11 protein-coding genes are annotated in these 13,134 nt (G+C 71.6%); 8 read left to right on the top strand and 3 right to left on the bottom strand.

The features are described from left to right. Positions 1 to 5: 5 nt before the first annotated feature. The 4 genes from IEX89_RS02830 to IEX89_RS02845 are packed head-to-tail and all read left to right on the top strand — an operon-like array spanning position 6 to position 5,527. Positions 6 to 1,388 (top strand): glucuronyl esterase domain-containing protein, encoded by a 1,383-nt coding sequence (locus tag IEX89_RS02830; RefSeq protein ID WP_188909351.1) that lies wholly within the window; start codon positions 6 to 8, stop codon positions 1,386 to 1,388. Beyond that, entirely contained in the window at positions 1,385 to 2,800 is a 1,416-nt protein-coding gene (gene uxaC, locus IEX89_RS02835; RefSeq protein ID WP_188909359.1) for a glucuronate isomerase, read from the top strand. Before IEX89_RS02830 ends, uxaC begins: the two co-directional genes overlap by 4 nt. Positions 2,801 to 2,834: 34 nt before the next feature. Further along, positions 2,835 to 4,049, top strand: coding sequence for a mannonate dehydratase (gene uxuA / locus IEX89_RS02840; protein WP_188909361.1), 1,215 nt, complete (start codon positions 2,835 to 2,837; stop codon positions 4,047 to 4,049). Beyond that, entirely contained in the window at positions 4,046 to 5,527 is a 1,482-nt protein-coding gene (locus tag IEX89_RS02845) for a mannitol dehydrogenase family protein (RefSeq protein ID WP_188909363.1), read from the top strand. Before uxuA ends, IEX89_RS02845 begins: the two co-directional genes overlap by 4 nt. A 16-nt stretch (positions 5,528 to 5,543) precedes the next feature. On the opposite strand, the gene IEX89_RS02850 is transcribed toward IEX89_RS02845, so the two are convergent. The 3 genes from IEX89_RS02850 to IEX89_RS02860 form a co-directional block, all read right to left on the bottom strand. Then, positions 5,544 to 6,917: an aspartate aminotransferase family protein gene (locus tag IEX89_RS02850; RefSeq protein ID WP_188909365.1), complete on the bottom strand. Its 1,374-nt coding sequence runs from the start codon at positions 6,915 to 6,917 to the stop codon at positions 5,544 to 5,546. A 34-nt stretch (positions 6,918 to 6,951) separates the two neighbouring features. Next, positions 6,952 to 8,445: an NAD-dependent succinate-semialdehyde dehydrogenase gene (locus tag IEX89_RS02855; protein WP_188909367.1), complete on the bottom strand. Its 1,494-nt coding sequence runs from the start codon at positions 8,443 to 8,445 to the stop codon at positions 6,952 to 6,954. A 150-nt stretch (positions 8,446 to 8,595) separates the two neighbouring features. Further along, on the bottom strand, positions 8,596 to 9,096 hold the full coding sequence (locus IEX89_RS02860; protein WP_188909369.1) for an Lrp/AsnC family transcriptional regulator: 501 nt from the start codon (positions 9,094 to 9,096) through the stop codon (positions 8,596 to 8,598). 52 nt (positions 9,097 to 9,148) lie between these two features. Between IEX89_RS02860 and ehuR the strand changes: the two genes are divergently transcribed. The 4 genes from ehuR (at position 9,149) to ehuC (ending at position 13,131) form a co-directional block, all read left to right on the top strand. After that, the gene (gene ehuR, locus IEX89_RS02865; RefSeq protein WP_188909371.1) at positions 9,149 to 10,534 is read left to right on the top strand and encodes a MocR-like ectoine utilization transcription factor EhuR; all 1,386 of its coding nucleotides are present in this window, start codon (positions 9,149 to 9,151) and stop codon (positions 10,532 to 10,534) included. A 123-nt stretch (positions 10,535 to 10,657) separates the two neighbouring features. Next, a complete protein-coding gene (gene ehuA, locus IEX89_RS02870; protein WP_280513903.1) occupies positions 10,658 to 11,458 on the top strand; it encodes an ectoine/hydroxyectoine ABC transporter ATP-binding protein EhuA in 801 nt (266 codons plus the stop codon). 77 nt (positions 11,459 to 11,535) lie between these two features. Further along, complete coding sequence (ehuB, locus tag IEX89_RS02875) at positions 11,536 to 12,393, top strand: ectoine/hydroxyectoine ABC transporter substrate-binding protein EhuB (RefSeq protein WP_188909373.1); 858 nt, start codon at positions 11,536 to 11,538, stop codon at positions 12,391 to 12,393. A gap of 81 nt (positions 12,394 to 12,474) precedes the next feature. Further along, positions 12,475 to 13,131, top strand: a complete 657-nt coding sequence (gene ehuC, locus IEX89_RS02880; protein WP_188909376.1) for an ectoine/hydroxyectoine ABC transporter permease subunit EhuC — start codon at positions 12,475 to 12,477, stop codon at positions 13,129 to 13,131. The last annotated feature ends 3 nt before the right edge of the window (positions 13,132 to 13,134 follow it).

Genomic DNA, 13,134 nt, shown 5'->3' on the forward strand with positions numbered 1-13,134 from the left:
CGCCGATGACGGATGCGACCGCGATACCTCCCAGCAGGGGAGGTGGGCCGAGCGAAGCGAGGACCGGTGGGGGCGAGCTTTCGAGCCCGCTCGCCCCCACCCGTCGGCCTGCGGCCGCCGACCTCCCCTGCGGGGAGATTTCGCGCCGGCGCGACCGCCTCGTCCGCCACGTCTACGGCGCGATTCCCCCTGCCCCCGAGCGGCTCGACGTCACCGCCCGCCCCTGGCCGGAGGCCGGCGGCGAGATCCTGACGCTCGTGATGAGCCATGCCGGCCGGACTCACGAGGTCGACGCGGCGCTCTTCCTGCCGCCGAACGCGGCGGGCCCTGTGCCCCTGATCGTCGGCCTCTGCTTCACGGGCCCGCTCGGGGCCGTCGCTGCACCGGGCTTCCCCGTCGATCCGCACGCGATCGTCGAGGCGACGAGCGCCGGCTTCCCCGACGGGCGCCTCGACCCCGCCATGCGCGGCCGCCACGCCGGACGCTGGCCGCGCGACCTCTTCCAGGCCGCTGGGTGCGGCCTGCTGCTGGCGTGCTACGGATCCTTCACGCCGGACGATCGGAACGCCGCGTTCGCTTACGGCATTGCGCCGCTCATGGGCACACCCGAGCGGCCGATGCCGTCTCTCCCCTCTCCCTCGTGGAGAGGGGCCGGGGGTGTGGGGCGTTCAGAAGAAGGCATTGCCGTCGATGCAGGCGATTGGCGTGCGGGGGACCGGCGAGCCCCTCACCCGACGCCCCTCACCCCCGACCCCTCCCCACGAGGGGGAGGGGAGCCCGTCGAGCATGTCACCAGCACCGGCGCCATCGCGCTGTGGGCGTGGGCGTATTCCCGCCTCGTCGACGTCGCCCTCGCCCGTCCCGAGATCAATCCCCGCCGGATCGTCGTCGCCGGGCATTCGCGGCTCGGCAAGGCGGCGCTCCTCGCCGCCGCGCACGACACCCGCATCGCGGGCGTCTTCGCCAACAATTCCGGCTGCCTCGGCGTGCGGCCCTCCGCCATCCGCCGCGGCGAGACGCCGGAGGCGCTCGTCGCGCGCTTCCCCCATTGGGTGACGCCCGCCTTCGCCGCCGATCCGCGCCCGCCGGAAGACCTCGACCAGCAGGACCTGCTGGCAGCCATCGCCCCGCGCCGGCTCTGCGCCGCGAGCGCGGCCGAGGATGCCTGGGCCGATCCCGCGGGCGAGCGCGCCGGCCTCGTCGCCGCGGCGCCCGCCTGGCGCGCGCTCGGCGTCGACGTTCCCGAGATCGACGCCGATGCACCCCTCGTCGCCGGTGCGGCGTTCTCTGCAGGCCCCCTCGGCTGGCACCTGCGTGCCGGCGCCCACGACCTGACGCGCGCCGATTGGGAGCGCGCCCTCCCCCACCTCCTGGAGCCGCCCCGATGACGACGCCCCTCCTCGATCCGGATCGCCTCCTGCCGATCGCCGAGCCCGCGCGGGGTCTCGCCCGCGAGCTCTACGCGCGGGTGCGCGACCTCTCCCTCGTCTGCCCGCACGGCCATACCGATCCCGCCTGGTTCGCCACGAACGAGCCCTTCAGCGACGCGGCCGAGCTGCTGCTCTGGCCCGACCATTACCTCATCCGCATGCTGCAGAGCCGCGGCGTGCCCTACGAGGCGCTCGGCATCGCCGGCACGCGCGACCGCGGCATCCCCGTCGCCTCGCCGCGCGAGGGCTGGCGGACCTTCGCCGCGCATTACGGCCTCTTCCGCGGCACGCCGTCACGTCTGTGGCTCGACCACGCGCTCCACGAGGTGCTCGGCCTGGAAAAGCGGCTGTCTGCCGAGACCGCCGACTGGGCCTACGACGCCATCAACGAGCGCCTCACCGACGACGCCTTCCGCCCGCGGGCGCTCTACGAGCGCTTCGGCATCGAGGTGATCGCGACGACGGACGCCGCCACCGACACGCTCGACCATCACCGCGCCATCCGCGACAGCGGCTGGGGCGGGCGGGTGATTCCCACCTTCCGCCCCGACGCCGTCACCGATCCCGAGCACGAGGCCTTCCAGGCCTCGATGTCGGAGCTTCGCCGGCTCACGGGGGCCGACGTCGCGCGCTGGGGCGACTACCTGGAGGCGCTGCGCCAGCGTCGCGCCGTCTTCGCGGACCTCGGCGCCACCGCCACCGACCACGGCCCGCCCTCGGCCATGACCGTGGATCTCGACGAGGAGACCTGCCAGAAGCTGCTGGCCGGCGCGCTGGCGGGTGCGCTCACGCCGGAGGACGCGGCTCTGTTTCGCGCGCAGATGCTCACGGAGATGGCGGGCATGTCGGCGCAGGACGGCCTCGTCATGCAGATCCACGCGGGCTCCTGGCGCAACCATGCGGGTGCGATCTTCGAGGCGTTCGGGCGCGACAAAGGCTTCGACATGCCGCTGAAGGTCGACTGGACCGGCGGGCTCCACGCGCTGCTCGAGCGCCACGGTTTCGCGGAGCGCCTCAAGATCATCCTCTTCACGCTCGACGAGACGACGCTGACCCGCGAGATCGCGCCGCTGGCCGGCGCCTATCCCTCGCTCCTGATCGGCCCGGCCTGGTGGTTCTTCGATGCGCCGGAGGGCATGCGCCGGCACCGCCGGCTCGTGACGGAGACGGCGGGCTTCTACAATCACGCCGGCTTCAACGACGACACCCGCGCGCTGCTCTCGCTGCCTGCGCGCCACGACATGTCCCGGCGCGTGGAATGCGGGCTCCTCGCCGAGATGGTCTGCGAGGGCGTCCTCCACCGCGACGAGGCGGAGCCGCTCGCCGAGGAGATGGCGGTCGGCCTCGCGCGTCGTGCGTACAATCTCTGAAGCATCTCAACCAATTGCAGAGCGGACTTCACCCATGCTCGAAAGCTGGCGCTGGTTCGGCCCCAACGACGTCGTGAGCCTTACCGACATCGCCCAGGCGGGCGCGACGGGGATCGTCAGCGCGCTCCACCACGTGCCCACCGGCATCGCCTGGTCGGACGCGGAGATCGCCGCGCGCAAGCGCATGATCGAGACGCATCCCGACGGCCGGCCGACGGGGCTGCATTGGGCGGTCGTCGAGAGCGTGCCGGTGTCGGAGGACATCAAGACCCAGACGGGCGAGTGGCGCGGGCATCTCGACGCCTACCGGGAGACGCTGGCGGCGCTCGGCCGGGCCGGCATCGGCGTCGTCTGCTACAATTTCATGCCGGTGCTCGACTGGACGCGCACGGACCTCGCGCGCGCGACGCCCACCGGCGCCACCGCCATGGTGTTCGACGCGATCGACTTCGCCGCCTTCGACCTGCATCTCCTCGCCCGCGCGAACGCCGCCGAGGACTATTCGGAGGCCGTCCGCGAGGCCGCCGCGCGCCGGATCGCCGGCATGAGCGAGGCCGCGAAGCGCGCGCTCGCCGACAACGTGCTCGCGGGCCTGCCCGGCGCCGCCGAGCATTGGGACGTCGAGGGCGTGCGCGCCCATCTCGCGCGCTACGACGCCATCGGGCCCGAGCGCCTGCGGGCGAACTTCTTCGCCTTCCTGGAAGCGGTCGTGCCGGCCGCGGAGGAGGCCGGCGTGCGGCTGTGCTGCCACCCGGACGACCCGCCCTTCCCGCTGCTCGGCTTGCCGCGCATCGTCTCGACGCTCGCCGACTACCAGGCGATGCTCGCCGCCGTCGACAGCCCGGCGAACGGCGTGACGTTCTGCACGGGCTCGCTCGGCGCGCGCGCCGACAACGACGTGCCTGCCATGGCGCGGACGCTCGCGCCGCGGATCGTCTTCGCGCATCTGCGCAACGTCTCCCGCGAGCCGGACGGTTCCTTCGCCGAGGTGAACCACCTCGAAGGCGACGTCGACATGGTCGCCGTCATCGCCGCGCTCCTCGGGGAGGAGGCGCGCCGGCGCGACGTCCGCGATCCGCACCCAGTCATCCCCATGCGCCCGGACCACGGGCATGTCATGCTCGACGACTTCAAGCGCCCGAGCCAGCCGGGCTATCCCGCCATCGGCCGCCTGCGGGGCCTCGCCGAGCTGCGCGGCGTGGCGACGGCGCTGAGCCACCGGTCCGCGAGCCAGGGAGGAACGCCATGACGAGGCTGAACGACGCGGCGCTCGCCGCCCTGCCGGCCGATATCGCGAAGCCGGCTTACGATCGTTCGGCGCACGGCGTCGGCATCGTCCATCTCGGGGTGGGCGCCTTCCACAAGGCGCACCAGGCGATCTACACCGAGGACGCGCTCGCGGCGCAGGGCGGCGATTGGCGCATCGCGGGCGTGAGCCTGCGCCGGGCGGACGCCGAGGAGGCGCTCGCGCCGCAGGACGGGCTCTACACGCTGATCGAGCGCCGTCCCGAAGGGCCGAGCGCGCGGGTCGTCGGCATCCTCGCGGAGGTGGTCACGGCCCCGAACGATCGCGAGCGCACGCGTGCCTTGCTCACGGCGCCGGCGACACGGATCGTGAGCATCACCGTGACCGAGAAGGGCTACGGGATCGATCCGGCGAAGGGCGGCCTCGACGCCGCGCGCGCCGACATCGCCGCCGACCTCGCGTCGCCGCAAGCACCGCGCACCGTCGTCGGCTGGATCGTCCACGCGCTGGCGCTGAGGCGTGCGGCAGGCGTCGCGCCCTTCACGCCGCTGTGCTGCGACAACCTCCCGGAGAACGGCCACGTCCTCGCGCGCCTCGTGCGGGACTTCGCGGAGCGGATCGACCCCGACCTCGCGGCCTGGATCGCGGCCGAGGTGCCCTTCCCCTCGACCATGGTCGATCGCATCACGCCGGCGACGACGCCCGAGACGCACGAGACCGCGCGGCGCCTCACCGGCTTCGACGACGAGGCGGCCACCGAGACCGAGCCGTTCTCGCAATGGGTCGTCGAGGATCGCTTCTGCGCCGGCCGCCCCGCCTGGGAGGAGGCCGGCGTCGTGCTCGCAGCCGACGTTCGCCCCTACGAGGCGATGAAGCTTCGCCTCCTCAACGGCGCGCATTCGCTGATCGCCTATGCGGGCGCGGTGGCGGGGCTCGCCTACGTGCGCGACGTCATGGCGGAGGAGACCCTCGCCGCCCTCGTCGCCGCGCATCAGCGCGACGTGGCGCGCACCCTCGATCCAGTACCGGGCATCGATCTCGATGCCTACCAGCGCGATCTCCGGGAGCGCTTCGCGAACCCGGCCATGGCGCATCGCACCGTCCAGATCGCCATGGACGGCAGCCAGAAGCTGCCGCCGCGCATCGTCGCGCCGGCGATGGAGGCGATCGAGGCGGGGCTGCCGTGGCGAAGCTGCGCCTTCGTCGTCGCCGCCTGGATGCGCTTCCTCTCCGGCCGCGACCAGGCGGGTGCCGAGCTGCCGCTCTCGGACCCGCTCGCCGATATGCTGCGCGCGGCCTACGCCTCTTCCGGTGACGACCCCGATGCGCGGGTAAAGGCGCTTCTGAGCGTCGAGGCGATCTTCCCCCGTACGCTCGCCAGCCATTACGGCTTCGCGCGCGCCGTCACGACCGACTACCGGCGCATTCTCGCGGGGGGCGTGATCCCGGCGGCGCGCGCGGCGCTCGCCGAGATCGGGTGACCGCGATCGCCGCGGCTCAGCCCAGCACCTCCCTCACGGCGCCCGTGGCGGCCGCGACGATCGTGTCGGCCTCCTCCTTGGTGAGGCACAGCGGCGGCGCGAAGCCGAGGATGTCGCCCTGCGGCATGGCGCGGCCGATGACCCCGCGCGCAGCGAGCGCGGCGGCGACCTTCGGGCCGATTCTGTGCTCGGCGTCGAAGAAGACGCGCTTGTCCTTGTCGGCCACGAATTCCACGGCGGCGAGGAGCCCGTCGCCGCGGACCTCGCCCACGTTCCTGTGCCCGGCGAGAGCGTCCGTCAGCGCGCCGCGCAGGTAGGCGCCGACCTCGCGGGCGTTGTCGACGAGGCCGAGCTCGTCGATGAGCGCGAGGTTCGCCACCCCCGCCGCCGCGCACAGCGGATGGGCGGAATAGGTCCAGCCGTGGCCGATGGGGCCCATGGCGTCCGAGCCCTGGACGAGCACGTCCCAAATGTCCTTCGACACGATGGAGCCCGAGAGCGGCGCATAGGCCGAGGTCAGGCCCTTGGCGATCGTGATGAGGTCCGGCTTCAGCCCGTAATGCTCCGAGCCGAACATGGTGCCCAGCCGCCCGAAGCCCGTCACCACCTCGTCGGCGATGAGCAGGATGTCGTGGCGGGCGAGAACGGCCTGGATCTTCTCCCAATAGCCGGCGGGCGGGGGCACGATGCCGCCGGTGCCGAGCAGCGGCTCGCCGATGAAGGCGGCGATCGTGTCCGCACCCTCGCGCTCGATCAGCGCCTCGAGCTCGGCGGCGCAGAAGGAGGAGAAGTCCTCCTCGCTCATGTCGAGATCCGGCCGGCGGAAATAGTACGGCGCCTGCGTGTGCAGGATCGGCGCCAGCGGCAGGTCGAACGCCTTGTGGAAGAGATCGAGCCCGGTGAGCGAGCCGGTCATCACGCCCGAGCCGTGATAGCCGCGCCAGCGCGAGATGATCTTCTTCTTCTGCGGCCGCCCGCGGACGTTGTTGTAGTACCAGACGAGCTTGATGTTGGTCTCGTTCGCGTCCGAGCCGGAGAGCCCGAAATAGACCCGGCTCATGTGTGCCGGCGCGCGCTCGACGATCATCTTCGCGAGCCGGATCGCCACCTCGGACCCGTGGCCGACATAGGCGTGGTAGTAGGCGAGTTCGTGCGCCTGGCGCGAGATCGCCTCGGCGATCTCGGTACGGCCGTAGCCGACGTTGACGCAATAGAGCCCCGCGAACGCATCGAGCGAGCGGCGCCCGTCACGATCGACGATCGTGCAGCCCTCGCCCCCCGTGACGATCCGGTTCGGGCTCTCGCCGCGGGCGTGCTGTCCCATATGCGTCGAGGGATGGAAGAAATGATCCCGATCCCAGGCGGTCAGCTCGTTGTCGTGGGCATTCATGATGCGGTCTCCTGAAGGCTCGTGATCGGTCGCCTCACCCGAGATCGAGGCAGGCGTATTTCAGGTCGGTGAAGGCCTCGAGGCCCGCGCGCGCACCCTCTCGGCCGAGGCCGGATTGCTTCACGCCGCCGAAGGGGATGGGCGCGCCGGTGATCTTCACGCGGTTGAGCGCCACCATTCCGAAGCGCAGCGCCTTCGTCGTGCGCAGCGCGCGTCCGACGTCGCGGGTGACGACATAGGCGACGAGGCCGTATTCGCCGGCATTGGCGCGGGCGACGACCTCCGCCTCCTCGGTGAAGGACGTGACGGCGGCCAGCGGGCCGAAGGTCTCCTCGCGCATGACGAGGGCGTCGTCCGGAACGTCGGCGAGGAGGGTGGGCGCGACGAAATTGCCGCCGGCCGGATGCGGCGCGCCGCCGACGAGGACGCGCGCGCCCCGCGCGCGGGCATCCGCCACCTGCGCCTCGATCTTCGCGACCGCGCGGGCGTGCATCATCGGGCCGATCTCGACGCCGGGCTCCAGCCCCGGCCCGACGCGCAGCGCCGCGATCCGCTCGGCGAAGCGGGCGAGGAAGGGCTCGTAGAGCCGCTCGTGCACGAAGATGCGATTGGCCGCCAGGCAATCCTGGCCGGACGTGGCGAACTTGGCGTCCATGGCGATCGCCACCGCGCGCTCGACGTCCGCATCCTCGAAGACGATGAGCGGCGCATGCCCCCCGAGCTCCATCACGAGCCGCTTCATCGTGGGGGCGCAGCGCGCGGCGAGGGCGCGCCCGATCTCGGTGGAGCCCGTGAAGCTGAGCGCGGCGACGCGAGGATCGTCGCACAGGCGCCCGACGACGATCTCGGCGTCTCCCGTCACGAGGTTGAGGACGCCCGCCGGCAGGCCGGCGCGCTCGGCGAGCTCGGCCAGAGCCAGCGCGGAGAACGGCGCATGGTGGGAGGGATGCGCCACCACGGTGCAGCCGGCGGCGAGCGCCGCGGCGGCCTTGCGGGTGAGCATGGCGCAGGGGAAGTTCCACGGCGTCACGAGCGCCACCACGCCCACGGGCTCGCGGGTGACGAGCATCTGCGCGCCCGGCAGGTGGCTCGTGAGCGTCTCCGCGCCCATCCGCTCGGCTTCCGCCGCGTACCAGGCGACGAAGGAGGCGGCGTAGTCGATCTCGCCGCGCGCCTCGTCGAGCGGCTTGCCCTGCTCGAGCGTCATCAGGAGCGCGAGATCCTCGCGCGCGCCGCGGATCAGCGCATGCCAGTCCATCAGCCGCGCGCCACGCTCCTGCGGCGTCAGCGCCGCCCAGGCCGGCTGCGCGGCCTCGGCCGCCATCACGGCGAGGGAGGTCTCCTCCGCGTCGAGGGACGTCACCCAGCCGAGCCCGGCCCCGCTCGCGGGATCGGTCACGGGAAAGCCCGCGCCGCGCGCGCCGGCGACCCAGCGGCCGTTCACGTAGGAGAGCTCGCGCAGGAGGCGCTTGTCGGCGAGGCCGGCGAGAGCCGGGTGACGGTCCGGTCGCGAGACGTGCGCGGTCATGAGGGCCTCCTTCGCGTGGGGTCGATGCTGCGGACAGCATGGGCGAGGAGACGGGGAGAGGGAGGCCGTTTCGCCCGCCCGCGCGAGAGGGACGGACCGTTCGGGACGTCCTTCGGAGAGAGACTCTCTTCTTCCCGCGCGGCCTCGCGCTCAGCCGGCGTCTTCGATGGCTGCGAGCGCCGCGAGGTCCGGCCCGGGCTCCTCCTTCACCGTGCGCGTGACGATGTAGGTGAAGTAGCGGTCGATGCCGATCTGGCGCTCGAGCAGCGCGTCGACGAGGCGCTGATAGGCGTCGATGTCGCGGGTGACGACCTTGAGCACGTAGTCCACCCCGCCGCCGACGGACCAGCAGGCGACGATCTCCGGCAGCGCCCGCACGGCGCGCTCGAAGCGCTCGAAATCCGCCTGCCGATGCGAGCCGAGCGTCACCTCCATCAGCACGCTCGCCATGGAGATCCCCAGCGCCTTCGCCGAGAGCCGGGCGTGGTAGCCCGCGACGATCCCCGCCTTCTCGAGCCGGTTCAGCCGGTTCCAGCAGGGGGTGGGCGAGAGCCCCACCTCCTCGGCGAGCGCGAGCTTGGTGATCCGCCCGTCGCGCTGGACGGCGGCGAGGATGCGCAGATCGATGGCGTCGAGCTTGAGCGGCTTCATCGTCTCTCGTTTTTCCTTGCCGATTGTCCCGACTTAAACGACAAGTGAACTCATGACAATCTGGCGCCCCGATCCGTCAACGCTCAAGCGTCCCGTCTATGCCTCGCTCGCCGAGCAGATCGCCCGCGCCATCGCGGATGGCTCCCTGCCGGACGGGACGCAGCTCCCCGTCCAGCGCAAGCTCGCCGACGAGCTCGGCATCGCCGTTCAGACCGTGAGCCGGGCCTACGAGGACCTCGCCCGGCGCGGGCTCATCGCCGGCGAGACCGGACGCGGCACCTTCGTGCGCAGCCTGCGCCGCGAGCCGGAGCCGCCCTACCTGCCGGAGCGGCTGAACGAGCTCATCGATCTCTCCATCCTCAAGCCCGTCTGCGAGCCGATCCACCTCGAGCGCATGAAGCAGGCGCTCGGGCGCCTCGCGCAGGACGTTCCGGCGAGCGCGCTGCTCTCGTTCCGGCCCAACGTCGTCTTCCCGCGCCACCGCGCCGCCGGCGCCGAATGGCTGCGCGGCTGCGGGCTCGAGATCTCGCCGCTCAACGTCACCGTGACGAACGGTGCCACCGCGGCCCAGACGATCGCGCTGATGAGCACGGCGCCTCCCGGATCGACGATCGCGACGGAGGCGATCGGGCACCACACGCTCACGCCGCTCGCGACGTATCTGGGGCTCAATCTCGTGGGCATCCCCGTCGACGAGGACGGGATGGTGCCCGATGCGCTCGAGCGCGCCTGCGCCGAGCACGACCTGCGCGCCGCCTTCGTCCAGCCCAACGTCATCAACCCCTGCGCCATCCTCATGAGCGAGGCGCGGCGCGCCGAGATCGTCGCCGTGGCCCGCCGGCGCGACATCGCGCTCGTCGAGAACGACGTGCTCGGCCCCTTCGTCGAGCGCCGCCCGCCGCCGCTCGCGCGCCTCGCGCCCGAGCGCACGCTCTACGTCACGAGCTTCACCAAGATCGTCATGCCGGGCCTGCGCATCGGCTACCTCGCGGTGCCCGACCGCTACGTGGCCGCGGCGGCGAACCGGCATCTCGTCACCATGTGGATGGCGACCCCACTGATGGCGGAGATCGCGTCCGACTGGGTCACCGACGGCACGGCCCTCGATCTCGTGCGCTGGCAGCGGCGCACGATCCATGCGAGGCATCGCGTGGTGTCCGAGGCGCTCTCGGGCATCGCCTACCGCTCCCATCCCGAGAGCCTGCACGTCTGGGTGCCGCTGCCGGAGACCCATTCCGAAGCCGCCTTCGTCGCGCATGCGCGGGCGCAGGGCGTCGCCATCGCGCCGGGGCAGAGCTTCCGCATCGGCGAGGCGCCGATCCCGCCCAGCGTGCGCATCTCGCTCGGCTCCACCGACGCGGCGCAATTGCGCACGGGTCTCGCCCAGGTGGCCCACCTGATCCACGCGGCGCCGGAGCCCGCTCTGCTCGCGATCTGAGCGGCGGGCCCGGTTTCTGCGCAGTTCCGACTATATTGTCATGATTTTATTTTGCTGATTGACATGACTTTGCCCGACCGCCACCGTTGAAGCGTCCCATCGCATCTCAGCGAGGCGCCCCCGGTGACCGCACACGCCGCCGTTCCCCCGATCATCGAGGTCGATCGCGTCTCGAAGAGCTTCGGCGACTTCAAGGTGCTCGACGAGCTCTCGTTCTCCGTCGCGCCCGCCGAGAAGCTCGCGCTCATCGGGCCTTCGGGCTCTGGCAAGACGACGATCCTGCGCATCCTGATGACGCTCGAGAGCATCGATTCCGGGCACATCCGCATCGAGGGCGAGGAACTCTACCACATGGAGAAGGGCGGGCGGCTCGTGCCGGCCGACGAGGCGCACCTTCACCGGATGCGCGCGAAGATCGGCATGGTCTTCCAGCTCTTCAACCTGTTCCCGCACATGTGCGTGCTCGACAACGTCACCCTCGCGCCGGTCCTGACCAAGGGCGTCGCCAAGGAGGCGGCGAAGCGCAGGGCGATGGAGCTCCTCGACATGGTGGGCCTCGCCGACAAGGCGAAGGCGATGCCCGCCCAGCTCTCGGGCGGGCAGAAGCAGCGCGTCGCCATCGCCCGGGCGCTCGCGCTCGAGCCGCGCATCATGCTCTTCGACGAGGTCACCTCGGCGCTCGATCCGGAGCTCGTCGAGGAGGTGCTCGCCGTCATGCATCGCCTCGCCCGCGAGACCGACATGACCATGCTCCTCGTCACCCACGAGATGGGCTTCGCGCACGATTTCGCGGACCGGGTGATGTTCTTCGACCGCGGGCGGATCGTCGAGCAGGGCCCGCCCTCCGAGATCTTCACGAACCCGCGCGAGGAGCGCACGCAGGGCTTCCTGCGCAAGATCATCGCCGCCGGGCATCGCATCTGAGGCGCGCGCCGCCGCGTCACGACCGAGCCACCACCACCAAGAAGCAAGCCACCACCAAGAAGAAAGGGAACATCGAGATGACCATCGCCACCCTCACCCGCCGCGCCGCGGCGATCGCGCTGCTGGGCGCGGCCGCGGCCTTCGCGGGCCCCGCGCTCGCGCAGGACGACCCGCGCATCCAGGAGCTGCGCGACCAGGGCTTCGCCCGCATCGCCATCGCCAACGAGCCGCCCTTCACCCAGGTGAACCCGGACGGCACCGTCACCGGCGCCGCGCCCGACGTGGCTCGCGAGATCTTCAAGCGCATGGGCGTCGACGACGTCGTCGCCTCGATCTCGGAATACGGCGCCATGATCCCGGGCTTGCAGGCCGGGCGGTTCGACGCCGTCACGGCGGGCCTGTTCATGCGTCCCGAGCGTTGCGCGGCGGTCGCCTATTCCGAGCCGATCCTGTGCGACGCCGAGGCCTTCGCCGTGAAGGCGGGCAATCCGCTGAACCTCCAGACCTTCGCCGACATCGCGGCGCATCCGAGCGCCACGATCGGCGCGCCGGGCGGCGGCACCGAGGAGCGCCTCGCGCTCGAGGCCGGCGTGCCGCGCGACCGCGTCATCGTCGTGCCCGACGGGCAGAGCGGCATCAACATGCTCCAGGACGGGCGCATCGACGTCTACTCGCTGCCGGTGCTCTCGATCTCGGACCTGCTCAAGCGCGCCGAGGACGAAAACCTCGCCATGGTCGCGCCGGTGGCCGACGCGCCGGTCTATTGCGACGGCGCCGCCTTCCGCCGCCAGGACACGGCTCTGCGCGACGAGTACGACCGCATCCTCGCCGAGATGAAGGAATCGGGCGAGTTCGCCGCGATCATCGAGCCCTACGGCTTCTCCGCCGCAGCCGCCATGAGCACGAGCCGCGAGCAGCTCTGCGCCGGCGGCTGATCCCGCCTCCGTCGCGGCGCGCCTTTTCGTGGCGCGCCGCACACCCGCTCGCGCACCCGTCACCTCGTCGAGACGCCCGCCATGGACTATTCCGGCTACATAGCGCTCATCCTGCAAGGCGCCGTCGTGACGGCTCAGCTGACGGTGATGGGCTGCGCGCTGGCGCTCGTCATGGCCTTCGTCGCGGGGCTGGGGAGGCTGTCGCGGTTCGGCGCCGTCCGGGCGCTGGCGACGGCCTATATCGAGTTCTTCCGCGGCACGTCGGTCTTCGTGCAGCTGTTCTGGGCGTATTTCGTGCTCCCGCTTCTCGGCGTCGAGCTGACCCCGCTCCAGGCGGGCGTCCTCGCGCTCGGTCTCAACGTCGGCGCCTACGGGGCCGAGGTGGTGCGCGGCGCGGTCCAGTCCATCGGCAAGGAGCAGCGCGAGGCCTGCGTCGCCCTGAACCTCACCCGGTTCCAAGCCATGCGCCACGTGGTGCTGCCGCAGGCGATCGTCCCGATGCTGCCGACCTTCGGCAACAACGCCATCGAGCTCTTGAAGGCCACGGCCATCGTCTCGCTGATCTCGATCTCGGACATGACCTTCCAGGCCCAGGTGATGCGCGCCCAGACCGGGAGCACGCTCGTGCCCTTCGCCACCATCATGGTGATCTACTTCCTGTTCGCGCTCGCGATATCCGGCGCGATCAGGGCGCTCGAGCGCCGCCTCACCCGCGGTCTCGACGGCGTGCGGGCCTGAAGG

It is taken from the genome of Salinarimonas ramus, from assembly GCF_014645695.1.
GTDB lineage: Bacteria > Pseudomonadota > Alphaproteobacteria > Rhizobiales > Beijerinckiaceae > Salinarimonas > Salinarimonas ramus.